Origin of the sequence: Pseudomonas sp. 22490, assembly GCF_052044465.1 — a bacterium.
Lineage (GTDB): Bacteria > Pseudomonadota > Gammaproteobacteria > Pseudomonadales > Pseudomonadaceae > Pseudomonas > Pseudomonas aeruginosa.
Window position 1 is genome coordinate 390,904 of record NZ_JBQENS010000002.1, and the last position, 20,866, is coordinate 411,769.

The window sequence follows — 20,866 nt, forward strand, 5'->3', positions numbered from 1 at the left end:
CATCGCTGGCACAGCGATTTCCACTGCGAAGCCCGTGTTAGAGCGGCGCTCGCGCACATAATCCGGGTCAATGCCCGCAACCCCTGGAAAGACCGCATGCAACCCAGTAGGTTCGCGATTGTCCAGGACGCGGGCCCGGCTAAGCTGAACGAACAGCATAGGCCCGACCGACGTTCATTCCCACCCGAGGAGTACTACATGCGATTTCTGCCCCGCCTGCTGATGCTGGTATCCCTGGCCGCTCCGCTGGCCCATGCCGAGCTGCTCGACGACGTCCACCAGCGCGGCGCCCTGCGCATCGCCCTGGAGGGCACCTATCCGCCGTTCAACTTCAAGCAGGGCGGCAAGCTCACCGGCTTCGAGACCGAACTGGGCGAACTGCTGGCCGCCGAACTGGCGGTCAAGCCGGAATTCGTCACCACCGAATGGAGCGGCATCCTCGCCGGCCTGCAGAGCGGCAAGTACGACATCGCGCTGAACCAGGTCTCGGTGAACGAGCAGCGGCGCAAGGTCTTCGACTTCAGCGAGCCATACACCATCTCCAGCGCCCAGTTGATCGTGCGCGCCGACGAAACCCGCCAGTTCAAGTCGCTGGAAGACCTCAAGGGCCTCAAGCTCGGCGTCGGCCAGGGCACCAACTACGCCGACCTGGCGAAGTCGGTGGCCGGCGTCAACGTGCGCACCTATCCGGGCGCCCCGGAATACCTGCAGGACCTGGCCAGCAAACGCATCGACGCGGCGCTCAACGACCGCCTGCTGATCCCCTTCGCCATCCGCGAGGCCAAGCTGCCGGTCAAGCCCGGCGCGGCGGTGGGACCGGTGGCGAACATGGCGATTCCCTACCGGAAGAACAATCCGAAGTTCGGCGAGGCGCTGAATGCGGCGCTGGAGAAGATCAAGGCCGACGGCCGCTTCGCCAAGCTCTCGGAAAAGTGGTTCGGCCTGGACGTCAGCCAGCCGCCGAAGTGAGCTCCCGCCCGAACGGGGGAAGCGGCCGCGCCCGAGAGACGCGGCCGTCGTGTTTGTCGATGGAGTGTTGAATGAATTCGCTGCAGAAATTGCTCGAATGGCTCGCCAACCTGGTCGAGCTGCTCGGGATGGCCTGGCCCTTCCTGCTCCAGGGCGCGATGTATACCGTGCTGTTCGCCGCGGTATCGATGGTCCTGGGCCTGATCCTCGGCTTCAGCGTCGCGGTGGTCCGGGTGACCAAGGTGCCGGTGGTCTCGCAGATCGCCGCGGTCTACGTCAGCGCCTTCCGCGGGACGCCACTGCTGGTGCAGATCTTCGTCCTGTACTACGGGCTGCCGAGCGTAGGCATCGAGTTCACCCCGGTCACCGCGGGCATCCTGGCGCTGACCCTGAATGTCGCGGCCTATCTCTCGGAGTCCATGCGCGGGGCGATCCTCGGCATCGACAAGGGACAATGGGAAGCCGGGCTCTCGGTCGGCCTGACCTGGGGCCAGACCCTGTGGAACATCATCACCCCGCAGGCCCTGCGCCTGGCGGTGCCGAGCCTGTCGAACAGCCTGATCAGCCTGATCAAGGACACCTCGCTGATCTCCGTGATCACCGTGACCGAACTGATGCTGGCGACCAAGGAGGTCATCGCCGAGACCTTCCAGCCGCTGCCGCTCTATCTCGCCGCCGCCGGGATCTACTGGCTGCTTTCGGCACTCTTCGAGCGTGTGCAGAAAGCCCTGGAGAACCGCCTGACCGCGCCGCTGCGGCGCTGAGTTCAGCCGCCGGCGTCGAGGCCGGCCAGGCAGACCGCGGCGCGGTCCAGTTCATCCTCGTTGAATACCAGCACGCCCATGCGCTTGAGGGCGGCGGCGGTAACGCCCTCGCCGGCGACCCGGTTGCCGTTGAAGCGCCCGTCGTAGTTCTCCAGGTTGCCGCAGGAAGGACTGCGCGCCTTGAGCACGGCCATCCGGATGTCATGGCGGCGGACCAGCTCCACTGCCGCCTCCGCACCCAGCAGGAATGCTTCGCTGACATCCTCGCCGTCGACGGTGAAGACCCGGTTCAGCCGGTCCAGCACTTCGCCGCCCTGGCCGCCGGGGATCTCCGCTGGCGGGCGGGGCGTCGGCAGGCCTCCGGCGACCTCCGGGCAAAGGGCGACGATCCGCCCCTGCGCATGCCAGCGCGAGAGCAGGTCGAACGGGCCATGGCTGCCACCGTCGTAGCGCACCAGGTGGCCCAGCAGGCAACGGCTGACCAGAACCTTCTGCATGGATGCTCCACCCCTTTGACAGGCACACAGAGTAGCCCGCCGCTCGCCGATGGTCACGCCCGGTAACAGTAGCCGGGAAACACCGGGGAAACCCGCCCTCGACCCAACCGGAGTTAGGCCTCGCGGTAGCGCTCCAGCGCCCGTATGGCGGGGACCAGGGCTATTTCTTGCCGATCCTTAGGATAGAACTGCGGGCGGCCCATGGCGAACCTCCGCCGCCCCGAGCAGACTGGCTTCCCGCGCAACCGCGAAGGACCCGCCCGTCATGCTCCCGACCCGCTCGCTTCTACCGTTTTTCCTGGCCCCCGCGTTGCTCGCCAGCGCTGCCAGCCAGGCGGCCATGGAGGCCCTGGACAACGACAGTCTCAGCCAGGTCACCGGCCACGCCGGCATCAGCCTGCGCCTGGACCTGCGCGCCGGCGCGGCCAGGGTCGCCTGGGTGGACGACGGCGGCAGCCTCTCGCTGCGCAACCTGGTGATCGACAACGGCTGCGTGAAGGCCGGCGACTGCCCGGACGGGCGCGGCGGCAACATCCCCCTGGGCGCCGCCCAGCTCGGCCTGAGCTTGCCGATCTTCGGCGTCGAGCAGCCGACCCTGGCACTGGACGTGACCACCGGCAGCGGCGGCGGGCAGCAACTGGCGATCAGCCTGCCGGACCTCGCCACCATCAACGACCAGTTGATCGCCAGCGGCCTGCCGGCGCAGCGCATCCGCCTGCGGGTGGCCAGCGACCTGTACATCGGCGACAACTCGATCGGCCGCATCGAACTGCGCGACATCACCGACCTGCGCGGCACGATCAAGGTCTGGGGTCACTGAGGCGGCGACGCCGCCGAGGGTTCAGGAGAGTTGCAGGAGGGATTCGTTGCGCCGGCGGAACCAGCCGGTCAGCGACAGCCGGTCGCGGCTGGCGGGCAGGACTTCGTGCTCGGTGCCGGCGGACATGAACACCACCAGGCTACCGCCCGTCGGCTGGATGTCCACCTGCCGCTGCGGCAGGTGCAGGCGCAGCGCGCCGCCATGCTCGGGCAACCAGGCATCGTTGAGGTAGAGAACCGCGGAGACGGTGCGTGCGTCGTCGTCGCGGAAACGATCGACATGCTTCTGGTAATAGGCGCCCGGCGGGTACAGCGCGAAGTGGCACTCGAAATCCTCGAGGCCGAGGAACAGCGAGGCGTTGAGCGCCTGGCGCAAGCTGTCCATCACCCCCAGGTATTCGTCGCAGGCCTCGGATTCTCCGGGCTCCAGCCATTGCGTGAGGTCGCCGCGGATGCCTTCGCGGATCACCTGGCCGTCGCCGCGGCCGATCGCCGCCGGGGTCAGGTCGCCCGCGACCGCACGGGTGCGGCACTCTTCGGCCAATCTGGTGGTCAGACGCTCAGGCATGAAGATGCTCTGGTGCGACCAGCCCTGGTCGACCAGTTCATCGACGATGCGATGCAGGAGGGGATGATTGACGTTGATGTGCATTGTCCATTGTAGCGTGCCGCCCCGGTGTCTCGACAAGCGGTCCGCCGCATGTCGACAATAGCGCCCCATGGACGGCACCACCCGAACGACGAGGCTTTCGCCGCCAAAGGAGTATCAATGCGCGCTTTGCTCGCCTTCGCTTTACTGCTGGTTGGTCTGCCCGCCCTGGCCGACCCTTATCAACGCCTGTACCAGGCCGCTGGCTGGCCCGACCAGCGCGCGCATTTCAGCGATGCCCTGGACGCGGCGCAGAAGCGCTACCAGGACAAGCTGCCGCCCGCGCTCTACCAGACCCTGGTGGACAACAGCAATCGCCGCTTCGCCCCGGCCGAAGTCGACCAGCGCGCCCTCAACGGCCTGCGCGAGAACCTGCCGGACAGCGCCAGCCCGCTGAATTTCTTCGAGTCGCCGCTGGGGCGCAAGGTGGTCGCCGCCGAGGTGCTCGCCACCCGCCGCGACCAGTTGCTCCAGCACAGCAACGGCCTGCCGCGGCAGACCGCCAGCGAGCCACGCCGGGCCCTCGTCAAGCGCCTGGCCCAGGTCCTTCCGGCCCGAGAGGCCGGCGCGGAAGTCAGCCTGGCCCTGGCCGGGGTCGCCGCCGACAGCCTCAGCCAGATGCTTCCGGGCCTCCCCGGCCTGCTTGGCGGCGGACAGACCGGCCAGTTGCTGGAAGGCCAGCGCCAGCGCCTGGTGCAGCAGATCGGCGCGGACCTGGAGAACACCCTGCTGTATGTCTACCGCGATCTCTCCGATGCGGAACTCACCCAGTACGTGAACTTCGCCGAGTCGCCGGCCGGCCGCAGCTACTACCAGGCGGCCCTGGCCGCGCTGAAAGCCGGCCTGGCGGTGGACCAGGCGGTCGCCCCCTGATCGCCGCGGGGCCTGGAACTCAGGCCCCCAGCGCGTCGCTCAGGAAATCGAAATAGCGCCGCCGCAGCCCCTCGCTTTCGTTCGCCAGGTGATGGCGCGCCTCTTCCAGCAACAGTATCCGCGGCTCGTCGAATTTCTCCCGCAGCACCTTCAGGCCATGGCGCCAGTCCACCGTCTCGTCGGACTCGCCCTGCACCACCAGGGGGCTCAGGGCACGCCGAGGTGCCCGCTCGATGCGCGGCACCCAGCGGGTCAGCGCGCCGACCCAGGCGGTCGGCAGGGTGCGTGGCTGCAACGGATCGTGCTCGCGGAGGAAGTCGAGGAACTGCGGATCGCTGGAGTTCTCCGAGAAGCGCCGCGGGATCGAGTCGACGAAGGGGCTCAGCAGGCGGTAGCTGAGCTTCGACCAGCCCCAGGCGCGCGGGCGCACCAGCGGCGCCAGGAGAATCGTCTCGCCCAGTTCGGGACGTTCGCCGCCGTGCAGCAGGTAGTCCAGCAGGATCGCCCCCCCGGTGCTTTGTCCGCAGAGGTGCCAGGGCGCCGCCAGGTCGAGTTCGGCAGCCTGGCCCAGCAGGCCCTTGAACACCGCCTGGTATTCGGCGAAGTCGCGGATGCTGGCCCGCTCGCCTTCGGACAGGCCATGCCCCGGCAGGTCGCAGGCGAGCACCGAGAAGCCCATGCCCAGCGCCCAGTCGACCACGTGCCGATACAGTCCCATGTGGTCGTAATAGCCATGCATCAGCAACAGGCTGCCGCGCGCCTCCGGCAGCAGCCAGGCCTGCACCGCCAGGCGGCGCCCGTCGACCGCCATGCTGCCGAGCCGCGCTTGCAGGCGCGGATGGCGGGAGCACAGGTCCAGGCCGTAGTAGGCCTGGTAGGCGAGGACGGCGGCGTCCGCCTCGGCCGCGGCCAAGGGTCGCAGGTGCTGGCGCAGGTAATCGGGGTTGAAGGCTTCTGACATCGGCGGTTCCGGGCTGCAATCGATTCGTGGCCGGGCCACGGGCGAAACCCAGGGATATTCAGCTGCGCGCGAACACATGGCAAGCTTGGCACCCGTTTTCCGTGTGAATGCCATGACTCCCCGCCGCAAGACGCTCCTCGTCAGCCTGGTCGGCCTGCTCTGGGCCGGCGGCCTGCTCGCCGCCTACTGGTGGTTCGAGATCCGCTACATCCGCCCGTTCAGCGAGCAGACCACCCTGTTCTCCGGCGACAGCCTGCGCCTGCCGGCCGAGCTGGCCGGGCCGGGGGCGATCCGCCTGGTGCATTTCTGGGACCCGGCCTGCCCCTGCAACGTCGGCAACCAGCAGCACCTCGGCGAGCTGATCGAACGCTTCGCCGGCAAGGGCGTGGAGTTCCATGTCCTGCAGAAGCCTGGCAGCCAGGGCCGCCTGCCGGACAACCTGGCCGCCCTGCGCCCCCTCGCCGGTCTGCCCGGTTCCGAGCAGTTGCCGGCCAGCCCGGCCGTGGCGATCTGGGACCGCGACGGCCGCCTGGCCTACTTCGGCCCCTATAGCGAGGGCGCGGTATGCACCTCCAGCAACAGCTTCATCGAACCGATCCTCGAAGCGCTGCTGCAGGGACGTCCGGTGGATGCCACCCATACCCTCGCCGTGGGTTGCTACTGCCCCTGGACCCCGGAAAAAGGCTGACCTGGCTCAACACCGGGCCTTCCGGAGGGGGCGCCGGAAGGCGTAGCGGCTACACTGCCCGGGTCGGCCCACGAGGGGCCGTTGCCGAACCAAGGAGTCGCTGCATGTCCCTACGTCCCACCCTCGCCCTGCTCGCCCTCGTCAGCCTGCCACTGATGGCCGCCCAGAACGACCCTCAGCCCAGCAGCAAGGAACTGATGAAGGAGCACCAGGCGCAGATCCAGAACGACCTGGCCGACGTCGACTACAAGCGCAAGCGCATCGTCGAGGCCAACATGAACCTCACCGACCAGGAAGGCGAGAAGTTCTGGCCGATCTACAACACCTACCGCACCGAGTCGGACAAGCTCAGCAAGGAAACCCTCAAGCTCCTGCTCGACTACGCCCAGGCCTACAACAGCGGCAACGTCAGCGACGACCAGGCGAGCAAGCTGATCGAGCGTGTCGACGACCTCCAGGAGGACCGTCTGGAACTGCGCGACAAGTACGTCAAGCGCATCGCCAAGAACGTCTCGCCCAAGCGCGCCATGCGCTTCCTGCAGATCGAGATCCAGCTCGACGCCATCGCCACCCTGGAGATCGGCCGTCAGGTACCGCTGGTCGAGTAACCCTCTTCCCGCTTCGCCAGCCGCGCCCTGTATTGCTCCGGGGGCGCGGCGTGCCAGCGGCGAAAGGCCCGGTAGAACGGCGACAGCTCGGCGAACCCGCAAGCCTTGGCCACCTCGCGGATGGCGCGACCGGCCAACAGCATCTCGCTCGCCCGCTGCCGGCGAACCTCATCGCGAACCTGCCGGAAACTCGCTCCCCCAGCGGCCAGCGCACGCTGCAAGGCACCGCTGCCAAGGCCCAGCTCCGCCGCGCACTGGCGCAAGCCATAGCCCTCCCCGAGGCGCAGCTCGATCAGGTAGCGCACGCGATTGAGCAAGCGGTTCTCGCTGAGTTCGCGGGACTGTTCTTCCGCGTGGCGGGTCAGCACGTCATGCATGTCCGGATTGGCGTTGCGCGAAGGACGCCGCAGCAAGGCGGCGGAAAACACCAGGGCATCGTGCGGCCGCGAGAACAGCGGCAGCCTGCCGAACAACCGGCGGTGTTCGCCCAGCCGCGGCGGGGCTCGGTGGCGGAACTCGATGCGCTCGGCGACGAACTCGTCGTCGCTGATCAGCGCCAGCAGCTTGAGGAACAGCAGCATCAGGCATTCGATCTGCTGGCGCAGCGAGGCATAGCCCAGGTAGTTGATGTCGAGGATCAGCCTTGCCGTTTCCCCTTCGACCTCGAGGCGCGCGGCGAAACCGCCGGAGAGAATGTGCTGGAAACGCACGAAGCTGCGCAGCGCCTCCTCCAGGTCGCGCGCGGACAGCAGCAGGTAGCCGACCACATCGAGCAGGCGCGGCTTCATTGCCTCGCCCAGGTGCAGGCCGATGTCGGCATCGCCGGTCACCGCCGCCAGCTCGGTCCAGAACAACGGGGCGTTGTCATGCACCAGGCGGCCGCCCAGGGTCGGCGGCGGCAGCGGGATACGCCGGTAGACGCTGCGGTAGACGCGGGTGGGGTCGAGCCCGAGGGCGTCCAGGGCTTCATACAACAGACGCCGCAACGTGGCGGAATGGGTCAGGGGGCTGGTAGACGGGTCGTCCTGCATGGCGGCTCCTCGCGATTGACCAAAGACTTCCAGGGTCCGAGCATTCGGTCAATGCCGCGGGCCGGCGGCATCCGCAGAATGCTCGGCACTACAACAAGGAGAAAGGATCGATGAAACGCACCCTGACCGTGATCGCCGTGGCGGTCGCCGCCGCGGCTGCCGGCGGCGCCTGGTACCTCCATGCCAAGCAGCCGCTCCGCAACGGCTCGCTCGCCCTGGCCCACCTGCAGGCGCCGGTCGACGTGCGCTACGACGAGCGCGGGGTTCCGCACCTGTATGCGCAGAACCAGACCGACCTCTACCGCGCCCTCGGCTACGTGCACGCCCAGGACCGCCTGTTCCAGATGGAAATGCTGCGGCGCCTGGCGCGCGGCGAGCTGGCCGAAGTGCTCGGACCCAAGCTGGTGGATACCGACCGTCTGTTCCGCACCCTGCGCATCCGCGACCACGCCGCCGAATACAGCGCCCGCCAGGACAAGCAGTCGCAGCCCTGGAAAGTGCTGGAGGCCTACCTGGACGGGGTCAACCAGTTCCAGGAGAACAACCCGGCGCCGCTCGAATTCGATCTGCTGGGCATACCCAGGCGTCCCTTCACCCCCGAAGATACCCTGAGCATCGCCGGCTACATGGCCTACAGCTTCGCTGCCGCCTTCCGCACCGAGCCGGTGCTGACCTACATCCGCGACGAACTGGGCAGCGACTACCTGCGCATCTTCGATCTCGACTGGCATCCGCAGGGCGTGCTGACGCCCTCCGGCGCACTGGGCGCCGGCGACTGGAAGGACCTCGGCGCCCTCGCCCGTCTCAGCCAGCAGGCCCTGGAGGACGCCGGCCTGCCGCAGTTCGAGGGCAGCAACGCCTGGGTCGTCGCCGGCAGCCGCACCGCCAGCGGCAAGCCCCTGCTGGCCGGCGACCCGCATATCCGCTTCGCCGCGCCGGCGGTATGGTACGAGGCCCAGCTGAGCGCGCCCGGCTTCGAACTCTATGGCCACCACCAGGCGCTCAACCCCTTCGCCTCGCTGGGCCACAACCGTGCGTTCGGCTGGAGCCTGACGATGTTCCAGAACGACGACCTCGACCTGGTCGCCGAGAAGGTCAACCCGGACAACCCCAACCAGGTCTGGTACCAGGGCGAATGGGTCGACCTGCAGAGCGAGGAGCAGGAAATCGCGGTCAAGGGCGCTGCGCCGGTGAAGCTCACCCTGCGCCGCTCGCCCCACGGTCCGATCGTCAACGACGCGCTCGGCGCCAGCTCCGGCAAGACCCCGATCGCCATGTGGTGGGCTTTCCTCGAGACCGAGAACCCGGTGCTCGACGCCTTCTACCAGCTGAATCGCGCCGATACCCTGGCCAAGGCCCGCGCGGCGGCCTCGAAGATCCATTCGCCGGGACTCAACCTGGTCTGGGCCAACGCCGCCGGCGATATCGGCTGGTGGGCCTCGGCGGCCCTGCCGAAGCGGCCGGAGGGGGTGAACCCGAGCTTCATCCTCGACGGCAGCAAGGGCGAGGCGGACAAGTCCGGCTTCTATCCGTTCGCCGACAACCCACAGGAGGAAAACCCGGCGCGCGGCTACATCGTCTCCGCCAACTTCCAGCCGGTCCCGGCCAATGGCCGGCCGATTCCCGGCTACTACAACCTGGCGGACCGCGGCCAGTGGCTGGATACCCAACTGGCCGACCGCGGCACCAAATGGAACCTGGACAACAGCCGCGCGCTGCAACTCGGCAATCGCACCGGCTACGCGCCACGCCTGCTCGCACCCTTGCTGCCGGTCCTGCGCGAGGTGGTCGACGACGCCGAAGGCAAGCGCCTGGTCGAGCAACTGGCGGCCTGGAACGGCGACTACCCGGTCGACTCGACCGCCGCCACGCTGTTCAACCAGTTGCTGTTCCAGATTGCCGAGGGCGCCTTGCACGACGAACTGGGCGATGCCTTCTTCGACAGCCTGATCGCCACCCGCGCCATCGACAGCGCGCTGCCTCGGCTGGCTGGCGACGCCGACTCGCCCTGGTGGGACGACCGCCGCACAGAACGCCGGGAAACCCGCGCGGATATCGTCAGGACCGCCTGGAACGCCTCCCTCGCGCATCTGCGCGGCACCCTCGGCAACGACCCGTCCGGCTGGCTGTGGGGCAAGGCGCATACCCTGACCCACGAGCACGCCCTGGGCCAGCAGGCGCTGCTCAAGCGCCTTCTCAACGTCGGTCCGTTCGCCGCCCCCGGCACCCACGAGGTACCGAACAATCTGTCGGCGAAGATCGGCCCGGCCCCCTGGGCGGTCACCTACGGTCCATCGACCCGGCGCCTGGTGGACTTCGCCGACCCGACCCACAGCCTCGGCATCAACCCGGTCGGGCAGAGCGGCGTGCCCTTCGACGGCCACTACGACGACCAGGCCGAGGCCTACATCGAGGGCCACTACCTGCCGCAGCACTACGAGGAAAACGAGGTGAAGGCGAACAGCAAGGGCGTGCTGGTGCTGGAGCCGAAGCGCTGAGCCGGCCGGCGTGGGGTCGGGCGAGTAGCCGCATGGTGGTTGTCCGCCGGATACAACGGGCTATCGGCGGATAACGCCTCGGGCGTCGCCCTACGGAGCGTAGCCAGGCATTTCCCGCCACCGACGCGCCAATGAAAAAGGCCACCCGCAGGTGGCCTTTTCTTTTCGGCGGAGGGCTCAGGCCGGGGTCGGCGAGCCTTTCTGCCAGTCGGTCGCGGTCTCTTCCATCGCCTGCTGGATCGCCCGGCGACGCCGCTCCTCGGCCTGGCGGGTGAAGTACCAGGCGAAGAAGGTGAACAGCGAAACGCTCAGCAGGATCAGGCTGGCCACCGCGTTGATCTCCGGCTTCACGCCCAGGCGTACCGCCGAGAACACTTCCATCGGCAAGGTGGTCGAGCCGGGTCCGGAGACGAAGCTGGCCAGTACCAGGTCGTCCAGCGACAGGGCGAAGGACATCATGCCGCCCGCCGCCAGCGAGGGCGCGATCATCGGGATGGTGATCAGCAGGAACACCTTCCAGGGCTTGGCGCCCAGGTCCATCGCCGCTTCCTCGATCGACAGGTCGAGTTCACGCAGGCGCGCCGACACCACCACCGCCACGTAGGACGAGCAGAAGCTGGTGTGGGCGATCCAGATGGTCACGATACCCCGTTCCTGCGGCCAGCCGATCAGTTGCGCCATGGCCACGAACAACAGCAGCAGCGACAGGCCGGTGATCACTTCCGGCATCACCAGCGGCGCGGTGACCATGCCGCCGAACAGCGTACGACCGCGGAAGCGCGGGATGCGGGTGAGGACGAAGGCCGCCAGGGTGCCGAGGAGCACCGAGGAGAACGCCGTATAGAAGGCGATCTCCAGGGAGCGTCCGACCGAACTGACCAGTTGGGTGTTGTCCAGCAGGCCGACGTACCACTTCACCGACCAGCCGCCCCACACCGTCACCAGCTTGGAGGCGTTGAACGAATAGATCACCAGGATCAGCATCGGCAGGTAGATGAAGAGCAGGCCGACGATCAGCATGACGTTGGAGAAATTCCAGCGCTTCATACCTTGCCCTCCAGTTCTTTGGCCACGCTTCTGGATGGAGAGCCTGTTGAACGGGATACGGAGCGGGATACGCTGTGCTGGCTCATACCTTGCCCTCCAGTTCTTTGGCCTGGTTCTTGTTGAACAGGATGATCGGGATGATCAGGATCGCCAGCATCACCACCGCCAGGGCGGACGCCACCGGCCAGTCGCGGTTGTTGAAGAACTCCTGCCAGAGCACCTTGCCGATCATCAGGGTCTCGGGGCCGCCGAGCAGTTCCGGGATGACGAACTCGCCCACCGCCGGGATGAACACCAGCATGCAGCCGGCGATGATGCCGTTCTTCGACAGCGGCACGGTGATCTTCCAGAAGCTGGTGAAGTTACGCGCGCCCAGGTCGGAAGCGGCCTCCAGCAGGCTCGGGTCGTGCTTCACCAGGTTGGCGTAGAGCGGCAGGATCATGAACGGCAGGTAGGAATAGACGATGCCGATGTACACCGCGATGTTGGTATTGAGGATGGTCAGCGGCTCGCTGATGAGCCCCAGCCCCATCAGTACGCTGTTGAGCAGGCCGTTGTTGGAAAGGATGCCCATCCAGGCATAGACCCGGATCAGGATCGCCGTCCAGGTCGGCATCATGATCAGCAGCAGCAGGACGGTCTGCGAGGACTGGCTGGAGCGGGCGATGGCGTAGGCCATCGGGTAGCCCACCAGCAGGCAGATCAGGGTACTGATGAAGGCCATCTTCAGCGAGCCGAGGTAGGCATCGATGTAGAGCGGGTCATCGGTCAGCATCAGGTAGTTGCCGAGGTTGAGGAGCACCTGCAACTGCTGGTCCGCGTAGGCGAAGATCTCGGTATAGGGCGGGATGGCCACGTCCGCTTCCGCCAGGCTGATCTTCAGCACGATGGCGAAGGGCAGCAGGAAGAACAGGAAGAGCCACAGGAACGGCACCCCGATGACCGCATGCCGCCCGGTGGGCATGCGCTTTTTCAGGCTGTTGGCGAATTTCATGACTGCAGTACCACGCCGCTGTCGTCGTACCAGCTGATGTACACCGACTGGTCCCAGGTCGGCCGGGCGACGTGGCGCTCGGCGTTGGCCATGAAGGCCTGGACGATCATCCCGGAGGCCAGCTTGATGTAGTACACCGAGTGGCCGCCAAGGTAGGCGATGTCGTAGACGGTGCCCTGGGCCCAGTTGTGCCCGGCGTGTTCCAGGTTGTCCGGCTTCTGCGCGCTGATCATCACTTTCTCCGGCCGCAGCGCGTAGGTGATGCGCTTGTCCTCGGCGCGGGTGCTGATGCCGTGGCCGATGTAGATCGGGTTCTCCAGCTGCGGGCAGGCGATCACCGCATGGTCCTGCACGTCCTCCACCAGCACGCCGTCGAACAGGTTGACGTTGCCGATGAACTCGCAGACCAGGCGGCTCGCCGGGGTCTCGTAGATGTCCATCGGGCTGCCGATCTGCTCGATGCAGCCCAGGTGCATGATGGCGATGCGCTGGGCCATGGTCATGGCCTCTTCCTGGTCGTGGGTCACCATCACGCAGGTCACGCCGACGCGCTCGATGATCTCCACCAGTTCCAGTTGCATCTGCGAGCGCAGCTTCTTGTCCAGCGCGCCCATCGGCTCGTCGAGCAGCAGCAGCTTCGGCCGCTTGGCCAGCGAACGAGCCAGGGCCACCCGCTGGCGCTGGCCGCCGGAGAGCTGGTGCGGCTTGCGCTTGGCGTACTGGGTCATGTGCACCAGCTTGAGCATCTCGGCCACGCGCTCGTCGATCTCGGCCTTGGGCAGGCCGTCCTGCTTGAGGCCGAAGGCGATGTTCTGCGCCACGCTCATGTGCGGGAACAGCGCATAGGACTGGAACATCATGTTGATCGGCCGCTCGTAGGGCGGCAGGTCGGTGATGTCCTGGCCATCGAGGAAGATCCGCCCCTCGGTGGGCCGCTCGAAACCGGCGAGCATGCGCAACAGGGTGGATTTACCCGAGCCGGAGCCGCCGAGCAGGGCGAAGATCTCGCCCTTGTTGATGGTCAGGGACACGGTGTCCACCGCCAGCGTCTCGTCGAACTGCTTGGTTACCCGGTCGATCTTTACCAGCACCTCTTTCGGCTGCTGGTTGCCCTCTAGGGCTTTCTTGTAGGCACCGGAGGCTATCGCCATTACCACAACTCCCAAGTCGTTGAGCCCGGTCACGCTACCGGGCGGAATTTGAACTTATTTGCCGGTCTTGATCCGGGTCCAGGTACGGGTCTGCAGGCGCAGCACCTTGGCCGGCAACACGGCGGAAACGTAGAGCTTGTCGAGCACGGCCTGCGGCGGATACACCTCCTCGCTGTCGCTGACGCTCTTGTCCATCAGCGGGCGGGCCCCCGGTATCGCGTTGGCGTAGCCGACGTAGTCGCTGACCTTGGCGATCACCTCCGGACGCAGCAGGTAGTCGATGAACGCGTAGGCGTTATCGGCGGCCTTGGCATCGGCGGGAATCGCCATCAGGTCGAACCACAGGTTGGCGCCTTCCTTGGGAATCACGTACTGGATGTCGATGCCCTTGCCGGCCTCTTCGGCGCGGGCAGCGGCCTGGAAGACGTCCCCGGAATAGCCGAAGGCGACGCAGATGTTGCCGTTGGCCAGGTCGGAGATGTACTTGGAGGAGTGGAAGTAGCTGACGTAGGGGCGAACCTTGGTCAGGACTTCCTCGGCCTTCTTGTAGTCCTTCGGGTCGTGGGTGTTGGGGTCCAGCCCCAGATAGTTGAGGGCGGCGGGCAGCATCTCGTCGCCGCTGTCCATGAAGGCCACGCCGCACTTGGCGAGCTTCTTCATGTTCTCCGGCTCGAAGAGGATGGCCCAGGAGTCGATCGGCTGGTCGCCGAGGACTTCCTTGACCTTGGCCACGTTGTAACCGATGCCGTTGGTGCCCCACAGGTAGGGAACCGCGTACTGGTTGCCCGGGTCGCTGACCTCCAGTTGCTTGAGCAGCGCCGGATCGAGGTTCTTCCAGTTCGGCAGCTTGCTCTTGTCCAGCTTCTGGAAGGCACCGGCCTGGATCTGCTTGCCGAGGAAGTTGTTCGACGGCACCACGATGTCATAGCCGGAGTGGCCGGAGACCAGCTTGCCCTCGAGGGTCTCGTTGGAGTCGAAGACGTCGTAGCTGACGTCGATCCCGCTCTCCTTGGTGAAGTCCTTGAGGGTGGTGGGAGCGATGTAATCGGTCCAGTTATAGATGTGCAGGCTCTTCTTCTCCGCCTGCACGGGGCCCGCGATCGCCGTAGCCAGAGCGGCTACCAGCAGTGTCTTGCCAATGGAATGTTGCATGTCCGACTCCTGTTCCGGGCCTTTTCACGGCAGCACCCTGCCTGTTCGACCCGTGTTCTTCAAGTGCCGATGTAAGCCCAGATCACTCGGGTTTCATGACAACCCGACGATTCCGCCGGGAAACATGAGTGAGCTGGGTTCCCTACCGGCGTGTTGGTTTCAGGTTTTCCGGGCCCTCGGCCCCGGTGCGAGCGACACGACCGGCCCCGGCGCGGCAGATTGGCGCAGCGCCCATGGCAGCGTCTTCGTCGTCGATACTGCGTCCGGTCGTCGGGCCCCCAGGAGGAAGCGTCTGGACGAACGGGCAAAAGAGTCGAACCTCTTCGCAGGGGAGCGCGGCCGGAGGAAACCCGGCCGCGTTCCGGTTCTCTCGTGCCGGAGCGCCGGCGGCTTCAGGCGCCGCCGGGCTCCTCGCGGATCACTTGCCGGACTTGATCTTGGTCCAGCTGCGGGTCATCGCCCGCTGGGTCTTGGCCGGCAGGTCGGGGAAGGTATACAGCTTCTTCATGACCTCTTCGCTCGGGTAGATGCCCGGGTCGTTGCGGATCGCCTCGGACACCAGCGGGGTGGCCGCCGCGTTGCCGTTGGGGAACTGAACCACGTCGGTGATCTCGGCCATGATTTCCGGCTTCATCAGGAAGTTGACGAAGGCCAGGGCGCCCTCGGTGTTCTCGGCGTCCTTCGGAATGGCGACCATGTCGAAGAAGCTGCCGGCGCCTTCCTTGGGAATGTTGTACTTGACGGTGACCTTGTTCTTCGCCTCTTCGGCGCGGGACTTGGCCTGGTAGATGTCGCCGGAGTAGCCGATGGCGACGCAGATGTTGCCGTTGGCCAGGTCGGAAATGTACTTCGACGAGTGGAAGTAGGTGACGTAGGGACGGATCTTCAGGAACAGCTCTTCGGCCGCCTTGAGTTCCTTGGGATTGTCGGTGTCCGGCTTGTAGCCGAGATAATGCAGGGCCGCCGGGAGGATCTCGGTCGGCGAGTCGAGGAAGCTGACGCCGCACTGCTTCAGCTTCTGGATGTTCTCCGGCTTGAATACCAGGTCCCAGGAATCCACCGGCGCGTTGTCGCCGAAGGCCGCCTTGACCTTGTCCGGGTTGTAGCCGATGCCGATGGTGCCCCACATGTAGGGAATCGCATGCTCGTTGCCCGGGTCGCTGACTTCCAGGGTGTGCATCAGGTCCTTGTTCAGGTTCTTCCAGTTCGGCAGCTTGGACTTGTCGAGCTTCTGGTAGACCCCGGCCTTGATCTGCTTGGCGAGGAAGGAGTTGGACGGCACCACCACGTCGTACCCGGACTTGCCCGCCAGCAACTTGGCTTCCAGCACTTCGTTGCTGTCGTAGACGTCGTAGACGACCTTGATCCCGGTTTCCTTGGTGAACTTCTCCAGGGTGTCCGGCGCGATGTAGTCGGACCAGTTGTACACGTGCAGCACCTTGTTGTCCGCAGCCTGCGCCATACCGGCCACAGAGCCCGCCAAGGTCAGGGCGAGCAGGGTCTTACCGAAACGTTTCATCATGCGGGGTAGCTCCATTTTTGTTGAAGTATCCGGGCGGTGGCGCAACCGATCGCGTCACCACCCGGTGAGCCTGGCCAACGCACTGGCGCAGTCTGGCAAAAGTCCGCTCAGGGACTCAAGCCAGGACGGCGGCGGCGGTCTGATCGAGGCACTTGCGCGCCAGGGTGATCAACTCATCGATCTGCGACGGATCGATCACCAGCGGCGGCGAGATAATCATAGTGTCGCCCACCGCGCGCATGATCAAACCGTTGCGGAAACAATGTTCCCGGCACAGCATCCCGACGCCCTTGTCGGTGAAACGCTCGCGGGTCTTCTTGTTCTTGACCAGCTCCAGGGCGGCGACCATGCCGACCCCGCGCGCTTCGCCCACCAACGGGTGGTCGGCCAGCTCCTGCCAGCGTTTCTGCAAATACGGTGCCGTTTCCGCCTTCACCTTCTCGATGATCTTCTCTTCGCGCAGGATGCGGATGTTCTCCAGGGCCACGGCGGCCGCCACCGGGTGACCGGAATAGGTGAAGCCGTGGTAGAACTCGCCGCCCTGGTTGAGCACTTCGACGATCTCGTCGCGCACCACTACCCCGCCCATGGGGATGTAGCCGGAGGTGAGGCCCTTGGCGATCGGCATCAGGTCCGGGGCGTTGCCGTAGTACTGGCTGCCGAACCACTCGCCGGTACGGCCGAAGCCGCAGATCACTTCGTCGGCGATGAACAGGATGTCGTACTTGGCGAGGATCTCGCGGATCTTCGGCCAGTAGGTGTCCGGCGGGACGATCACGCCGCCGGCGCCCTGGATCGGCTCGGCGATGAAGGCGGCGACGTTTTCCTCGCCCACTTCGAGAATCTTCTTCTCCAGCTGCTCGGCGGCCCAGACGCCGAACTCGTCCGGCGACATGTCGCCGCCCTCGCCGTACCAGTAGGGCTGGGCGATGTGGACGATGCCCGGGATGGGGAAATCACCCTGCTCATGCAACGCCTTCATGCCGCCCAGGCTGACGCCGGCGACGGTGGAGCCGTGGTAGCCGTTCCAGCGGCCGATCACCACTTTCTTCTGCGGCTGGCCCTTGGTCGCCCAATAGTGGCGGACCATACGCAGCACGGTGTCGTTGGCCTCGGAGCCGGAGCCGGTGAAGAACACGTGGTTCATGCCTTCCGGAGCGACGTCGGCGATCGCCTTGGCCAGCTCGACCACCGGCGGGTGGGCGGTCTGGAAGAACAGGTTGTAGAACGGCAACTCGCGCATCTGCCGGGTGGCGGCCTGGACCAGCTCCTCGCGGCCGTAGCCGACGTTGACGCACCAGAGGCCGGCCATCGCATCGAGGATCTTGTTGCCCTCGCTGTCCCAGATATAGACGCCTTCGGCCTTGGTGATGATCCGCGCGCCCTTCTCGTTCAACTGCTTGTAGTCGGTGAACGGCGGCAGATGGTGGTCGCGGCTCAACGCCTGCCACTCACGGGTCTTGGCGTTGGTGATTTGGCTGTTCATGTCACACCTCTTCTATTCAAGACTGTCCGGGAGCGGCGGACCACGCCGGCCGCCCCCGGTCAGGATCAAACGGAAAGCAGGAGGAATTCCCGCTCCCAGGAGCTGATTACCCGCTTGAAATTCTCGTGCTCCGCACGCTTCACCGCGACGTAGCCGCTGATGAACTTGCTGCCGAGATACTGCTCGAGGGGCTTGCAGTTCTCCATGCGCTCCAGCGCCGCTTCGATCGTCAGCGGCAGGCGCAGGTTGCGGCGTTCATAGCCGCGACCTTTGACCTGGGCGCTCGGCTTGATGCCTTCGACCATGCCGATGTAGCCGCACAGCAGGCTGGCAGCCAGCGCCAGGTAAGGGTTGGCGTCGGCGCCGGCGAGACGGTTCTCGACCCGGCGGTTCTCCGGGCTGGAGTCCGGCACGCGCAGGCCGACGGTACGGTTCTCTTCGCCCCACTCGACGTTCACCGGCGCCGAGGTATCGGGCAGGAAGCGGCGGAACGAGTTCACGTTGGGCGCGAACAGCGGCAGCACTTCCGGGATGAACTTCTGCAGGCCGCCGATATGGTGCAGGAACAGCTCGCTCATGGTGCCGTCGGCATTGGAGAAGATGTTCTTGCCGGTCTTCACGTCGACGATGCTCTGGTGCAGGTGCATCGCGCTGCCCGGCTCGCCGGTCATCGGCTTGGCCATGAAGGTCGCGGCGACGTTGTGCTTGAGCGCGGCCTCGCGCATGGTGCGCTTGAACACCAGGATCTGGTCGGCCAGGTCGAGGGCGTCGCCATGACGGAAGTTGATCTCCATCTGCGCGGTGCCTTCCTCGTGGATCAGCGTATCCAGGTCAAGGCCCTGGGCCTCGCACCAGTCGTACATGTCCTCGAACAGCGGGTCGAACTCGTTGGCGGCGTCGATGGAGAACGACTGACGCCCGGTTTCCTGGCGTCCGGAGCGGCCCACCGGGGCCTGCAACGGATAGTCGGGGTCGTCGCTGCGCTTGGTCAGGTAGAACTCCATCTCTGGCGCCACGATCGGCCGCCAGCCCTTGTCGGCATACATCTTCAACACGCGCTTGAGGATGTTGCGCGGCGACAGCTCGATGGGATTGCCGAGCTTGTCGAAGGTGTCGTGGATCACCATCGCGGTGGGCTCGATGGCCCAGGGGACGAGGAACACGGCATTCTCGTCCGGGCGGCAGACCATATCGATGTCGGCCGGGTCGAGCAGGTCGTAGTAAATGTCGTCTTCCACGTAGTCGCCGGTGACGGTCTGCAGCAGAACGCTCTCCGGCAGGCGCATGCCCTTTTCCGCGATGAATTTGTTGGTCGGCGAGATCTTGCCGCGGGCGATGCCTGTCAGATCGGAAATCAGGCATTCCACTTCGGTGATCTTGCGTTCCTTCAGCCAGCTGGTCAGCTGGTCTAACTTGGTAGTCATAAAGACCTCAGGGTTGAGAGTCCGGCCCCAACAGCCGGACTCAACGTTGCCCCGCCCTCTTGCTGCAGGCCTTACCGAAAGCCTGGAAGATAGCGAGATAGTTGGGGTTCGTCAGAACCTGCCACTCCGGGTGCCATTGCACACCAAGAGCGAAGGCTTTTGCACCTTCTACGGAGATGGCTTCGACCAACCCGTCAGGCGCCAGTGCTTCTACTCGAAGGCCCGGCGCCAGACGATCAACGCCCTGGCCATGGATGGAATTGACCTGGAACTCGCTCGGCAAGCCGATACCGGCGAGCACTCCGCCCGGCTGCACATGCATGGCATGGCGCGGCGCGTACTGAACCTCGAGCGGCTGGTCGGCCGGCTCGCGGTGGTCCATGAAGGTTCCGACCTCGTGCACCTTCTGGTGCAGGCTGCCGCCGAAAGCCACGTTCATTTCCTGGAAACCGCGGCAGATGCCGAGGACCGGAATGCCGGCGTCGATGGCGGCGCGGACCAGCGGCAGCGTGGTGGCGTCGCGGTCGGAGTCGTGGAGGGTGCCGGGCTCGCTCGCCGGTCCACTATAATGACGGGGCTCGACGTTCGACGGCGAGCCAGTGAAGAGCAAGCCGTCGACGCTGTCCAGCAGGGCTGCCTGGTCGATCGAATCGCCCAGCGCAGGAATGATCAGCGGGAGACCGCCAGCGCCGTTGACGACGGCACGCAGATATTTGTCGCCGGCAATGTGGTAGGGATGAAGACCGATCTGCTTGGTGCAGGCGGTGACGCCGATTAACGGCAGGCGAGACATGAGACACCCGTTGTTTGTAGATGTTATGGGGTTTGGCCGAGCTTAGCGTTGTTCATTTTTTTACACAATAGGCCTGTAAAAAATTGAACACGCACTCCTGAACACCCTTCGACGCGAGGTTTTTTTCGGCTTTTCGTCCGGCGAAAATGCCCTGAAAACGGCCTCAACGCCCCACAAGAGGGCGTTTTTGGCGGCTATTGACATCCCACAGGCTTTCGGATTGACTCATAGCCTACCCCCCGCATGATTGAAATTTTTAACAAAAAAGGTGTTGCATCATGTCGGTACCCCAGCGTGCCGTTCAGCTCACTGAACCGAGCGAGTTCCTCAAGGAACATCCCGAGGTCCAGTTCGTCGACCTCCTTATTGCAGACATGAATGGCGTGGTTCGCGGCAAGCGGATCGAACGCAACAGTCTGAACAAAGTCTTCGAAAAAGGTATCAATCTCCCCGCTTCCCTGTTCGCCCTCGATATCACCGGCTCCACCGTAGAGAGTACCGGCCTGGGTCTCGACATCGGCGACGCCGACCGGATCTGCTACCCGATCCCCGGCACCCTCTCCATGGAACCCTGGCAGAAGCGCCCGACCGCGCAACTGCTGATGACCATGCACGAACTGGAAGGCGAGCCGTTCTTCGCCGACCCCCGCGAAGTCCTGCGCCAGGTGGTGGCCAGGTTCACCGAGATGGAACTGACCATCGTCGCCGCCTTCGAGCTGGAGTTCTACCTGATCGACCAGGAGAACGTGAACGGCCGGCCGCAGCCGCCTCGCTCGCCGATCTCCGGCAAGCGTCCGCAGTCGGTGCAGGTGTACTCCATCGACGACCTCGACGAATACGTCGAGTGCCTCCAGGACATCATCGACGGCGCCCGCGCCCAGGGCATCCCGGCCGACGCCATCGTCGCCGAATCCGCACCGGCGCAGTTCGAGGTCAACCT

19 protein-coding genes and 1 pseudogene are annotated in these 20,866 nt (G+C 65.6%); 8 read left to right on the top strand and 12 right to left on the bottom strand.

Annotated features, from left to right (window positions below; translation table 11 throughout):
* The first annotated feature begins 198 nt into the window (after positions 1-198).
* Together ACTJJX_RS03985 and ACTJJX_RS03990 are read left to right on the top strand one after the other, a co-directional pair.
* Positions 199-969: a cystine ABC transporter substrate-binding protein gene (locus ACTJJX_RS03985; RefSeq protein WP_003112946.1), complete on the top strand. Its 771-nt coding sequence runs from the start codon at positions 199-201 to the stop codon at positions 967-969.
* Between the two features lie 71 nt (positions 970-1,040).
* Positions 1,041-1,733, top strand: a complete 693-nt coding sequence (locus ACTJJX_RS03990) for an amino acid ABC transporter permease (protein WP_003084339.1) — start codon at positions 1,041-1,043, stop codon at positions 1,731-1,733.
* Between the two features lie 2 nt (positions 1,734-1,735).
* Here ACTJJX_RS03990 and ACTJJX_RS03995 read toward each other — a convergent pair whose 3' ends face one another.
* Positions 1,736-2,230: a DUF523 domain-containing protein gene (locus ACTJJX_RS03995; RefSeq protein ID WP_003112945.1), complete on the bottom strand. Its 495-nt coding sequence runs from the start codon at positions 2,228-2,230 to the stop codon at positions 1,736-1,738.
* A 265-nt stretch (positions 2,231-2,495) separates the two neighbouring features.
* Here ACTJJX_RS03995 and ACTJJX_RS04000 point away from each other — a divergent pair, with 265 nt between their 5' ends.
* Positions 2,496-3,050 (top strand): DUF6160 family protein, encoded by a 555-nt coding sequence (locus ACTJJX_RS04000; RefSeq protein ID WP_016852356.1) that lies wholly within the window; start codon positions 2,496-2,498, stop codon positions 3,048-3,050.
* Between the two features lie 21 nt (positions 3,051-3,071).
* Here the strand turns inward: ACTJJX_RS04000 and ACTJJX_RS04005 are convergent, their stop codons facing one another.
* Positions 3,072-3,770, bottom strand: coding sequence for a 2OG-Fe(II) oxygenase (locus ACTJJX_RS04005; RefSeq protein WP_003118764.1), 699 nt, complete (start codon positions 3,768-3,770; stop codon positions 3,072-3,074).
* A 48-nt stretch (positions 3,771-3,818) separates the two neighbouring features.
* Here ACTJJX_RS04005 and ACTJJX_RS04010 point away from each other — a divergent pair, with 48 nt between their 5' ends.
* Positions 3,819-4,571 carry a hypothetical protein gene (locus ACTJJX_RS04010; protein WP_003084320.1) on the top strand — a complete coding sequence of 251 codons (753 nt, stop codon included), beginning with the start codon at positions 3,819-3,821 and terminating at the stop codon, positions 4,569-4,571.
* 19 nt (positions 4,572-4,590) lie between these two features.
* On the opposite strand, the gene ACTJJX_RS04015 is transcribed toward ACTJJX_RS04010, so the two are convergent.
* Positions 4,591-5,532 carry an alpha/beta hydrolase gene (locus ACTJJX_RS04015; protein WP_023082625.1) on the bottom strand — a complete coding sequence of 314 codons (942 nt, stop codon included), beginning with the start codon at positions 5,530-5,532 and terminating at the stop codon, positions 4,591-4,593.
* Positions 5,533-5,608: 76 nt separating this feature from the next.
* On the opposite strand from ACTJJX_RS04015, the gene ACTJJX_RS04020 reads away from it, so the two are divergent.
* Positions 5,609-6,220, top strand: coding sequence for a DUF6436 domain-containing protein (locus ACTJJX_RS04020; RefSeq protein WP_003118762.1), 612 nt, complete (start codon positions 5,609-5,611; stop codon positions 6,218-6,220).
* Positions 6,221-6,324: 104 nt separating this feature from the next.
* Entirely contained in the window at positions 6,325-6,828 is a 504-nt protein-coding gene (locus ACTJJX_RS04025; RefSeq protein WP_003112942.1) for a transcriptional regulator, read from the top strand.
* On the opposite strand, the gene ACTJJX_RS04030 is transcribed toward ACTJJX_RS04025, so the two are convergent.
* On the bottom strand, positions 6,807-7,859 hold the full coding sequence (locus tag ACTJJX_RS04030; RefSeq protein ID WP_003112941.1) for an AraC family transcriptional regulator: 1,053 nt from the start codon (positions 7,857-7,859) through the stop codon (positions 6,807-6,809). The genes ACTJJX_RS04025 and ACTJJX_RS04030 overlap by 22 nt on opposite strands.
* 110 nt (positions 7,860-7,969) lie before the next feature.
* On the opposite strand from ACTJJX_RS04030, the gene hacB reads away from it, so the two are divergent.
* Complete coding sequence (gene hacB, locus ACTJJX_RS04035) at positions 7,970-10,357, top strand: N-acylhomoserine lactone acylase HacB (RefSeq protein WP_016852354.1); 2,388 nt, start codon at positions 7,970-7,972, stop codon at positions 10,355-10,357.
* Positions 10,358-10,534: 177 nt separating this feature from the next.
* Here hacB and ACTJJX_RS04040 read toward each other — a convergent pair whose 3' ends face one another.
* The 8 genes from ACTJJX_RS04040 to ACTJJX_RS04075 form a co-directional block, all read right to left on the bottom strand.
* Complete coding sequence (locus ACTJJX_RS04040; RefSeq protein ID WP_003084307.1) at positions 10,535-11,404, bottom strand: ABC transporter permease subunit; 870 nt, start codon at positions 11,402-11,404, stop codon at positions 10,535-10,537.
* An 82-nt stretch (positions 11,405-11,486) separates the two neighbouring features.
* Entirely contained in the window at positions 11,487-12,368 is an 882-nt protein-coding gene (locus tag ACTJJX_RS04045) for an ABC transporter permease subunit (protein ID WP_003121722.1), read from the bottom strand.
* A gap of 26 nt (positions 12,369-12,394) precedes the next feature.
* A complete protein-coding gene (potA, locus tag ACTJJX_RS04050) occupies positions 12,395-13,549 on the bottom strand; it encodes a polyamine ABC transporter ATP-binding protein (RefSeq protein ID WP_003084303.1) in 1,155 nt (384 codons plus the stop codon).
* 54 nt (positions 13,550-13,603) lie between these two features.
* Positions 13,604-14,701 (bottom strand): spermidine-binding protein SpuE, encoded by a 1,098-nt coding sequence (gene spuE / locus ACTJJX_RS04055; protein WP_003084301.1) that lies wholly within the window; start codon positions 14,699-14,701, stop codon positions 13,604-13,606.
* Positions 14,702-15,119: 418 nt separating this feature from the next.
* Entirely contained in the window at positions 15,120-16,223 is a 1,104-nt protein-coding gene (gene spuD / locus ACTJJX_RS04060) for a putrescine-binding protein SpuD (protein ID WP_003084299.1), read from the bottom strand.
* Between the two features lie 115 nt (positions 16,224-16,338).
* Complete coding sequence (gene spuC / locus ACTJJX_RS04065) at positions 16,339-17,709, bottom strand: putrescine--pyruvate aminotransferase (protein ID WP_003084297.1); 1,371 nt, start codon at positions 17,707-17,709, stop codon at positions 16,339-16,341.
* A 65-nt stretch (positions 17,710-17,774) separates the two neighbouring features.
* Positions 17,775-19,133, bottom strand: a complete 1,359-nt coding sequence (locus tag ACTJJX_RS04070; protein WP_003084290.1) for a glutamine synthetase family protein — start codon at positions 19,131-19,133, stop codon at positions 17,775-17,777.
* A gap of 40 nt (positions 19,134-19,173) precedes the next feature.
* Positions 19,174-19,926, bottom strand: a complete 753-nt coding sequence (locus ACTJJX_RS04075) for a gamma-glutamyl-gamma-aminobutyrate hydrolase family protein (RefSeq protein ID WP_016852353.1) — start codon at positions 19,924-19,926, stop codon at positions 19,174-19,176.
* A 278-nt stretch (positions 19,927-20,204) separates the two neighbouring features.
* Between ACTJJX_RS04075 and ACTJJX_RS04080 the strand changes: the two are divergent.
* Positions 20,205-20,866 (top strand): annotated as a pseudogene (locus tag ACTJJX_RS04080) (glutamine synthetase); the annotation flags it as partial.

Bases quoted from the DNA above. Each gene is read 5' to 3' on its own strand.
- ACTJJX_RS04025 (WP_003112942.1), top strand. From the start codon at position 6,325: ATGTCCCTACGTCCCACCCTCGCCCTGCTCGCCCTCGTCAGCCTGCCA.
- ACTJJX_RS04000 (WP_016852356.1), top strand. From the start codon at position 2,496: ATGCTCCCGACCCGCTCGCTTCTACCGTTTTTCCTGGCCCCCGCGTTG.
- ACTJJX_RS03990 (WP_003084339.1), top strand. From the start codon at position 1,041: ATGAATTCGCTGCAGAAATTGCTCGAATGGCTCGCCAACCTGGTCGAG.
- spuE (WP_003084301.1), bottom strand. From the start codon at position 14,701: ATGCAACATTCCATTGGCAAGACACTGCTGGTAGCCGCTCTGGCTACG.
- ACTJJX_RS04075 (WP_016852353.1), bottom strand. From the start codon at position 19,926: ATGTCTCGCCTGCCGTTAATCGGCGTCACCGCCTGCACCAAGCAGATC.
- ACTJJX_RS04020 (WP_003118762.1), top strand. From the start codon at position 5,609: ATGGCAAGCTTGGCACCCGTTTTCCGTGTGAATGCCATGACTCCCCGC.
- ACTJJX_RS04015 (WP_023082625.1), bottom strand. From the start codon at position 5,532: ATGTCAGAAGCCTTCAACCCCGATTACCTGCGCCAGCACCTGCGACCC.
- ACTJJX_RS04010 (WP_003084320.1), top strand. From the start codon at position 3,819: ATGCGCGCTTTGCTCGCCTTCGCTTTACTGCTGGTTGGTCTGCCCGCC.
- ACTJJX_RS04040 (WP_003084307.1), bottom strand. From the start codon at position 11,404: ATGAAGCGCTGGAATTTCTCCAACGTCATGCTGATCGTCGGCCTGCTC.
- ACTJJX_RS04045 (WP_003121722.1), bottom strand. From the start codon at position 12,368: ATGCCCACCGGGCGGCATGCGGTCATCGGGGTGCCGTTCCTGTGGCTC.
- hacB (WP_016852354.1), top strand. From the start codon at position 7,970: ATGAAACGCACCCTGACCGTGATCGCCGTGGCGGTCGCCGCCGCGGCT.
- spuC (WP_003084297.1), bottom strand. From the start codon at position 17,709: ATGAACAGCCAAATCACCAACGCCAAGACCCGTGAGTGGCAGGCGTTG.
- spuD (WP_003084299.1), bottom strand. From the start codon at position 16,223: ATGATGAAACGTTTCGGTAAGACCCTGCTCGCCCTGACCTTGGCGGGC.
- ACTJJX_RS04030 (WP_003112941.1), bottom strand. From the start codon at position 7,859: ATGCAGGACGACCCGTCTACCAGCCCCCTGACCCATTCCGCCACGTTG.
- ACTJJX_RS03985 (WP_003112946.1), top strand. From the start codon at position 199: ATGCGATTTCTGCCCCGCCTGCTGATGCTGGTATCCCTGGCCGCTCCG.
- ACTJJX_RS04070 (WP_003084290.1), bottom strand. From the start codon at position 19,133: ATGACTACCAAGTTAGACCAGCTGACCAGCTGGCTGAAGGAACGCAAG.
- ACTJJX_RS04005 (WP_003118764.1), bottom strand. From the start codon at position 3,770: ATGGGGCGCTATTGTCGACATGCGGCGGACCGCTTGTCGAGACACCGG.
- ACTJJX_RS03995 (WP_003112945.1), bottom strand. From the start codon at position 2,230: ATGCAGAAGGTTCTGGTCAGCCGTTGCCTGCTGGGCCACCTGGTGCGC.
- potA (WP_003084303.1), bottom strand. From the start codon at position 13,549: ATGGCGATAGCCTCCGGTGCCTACAAGAAAGCCCTAGAGGGCAACCAG.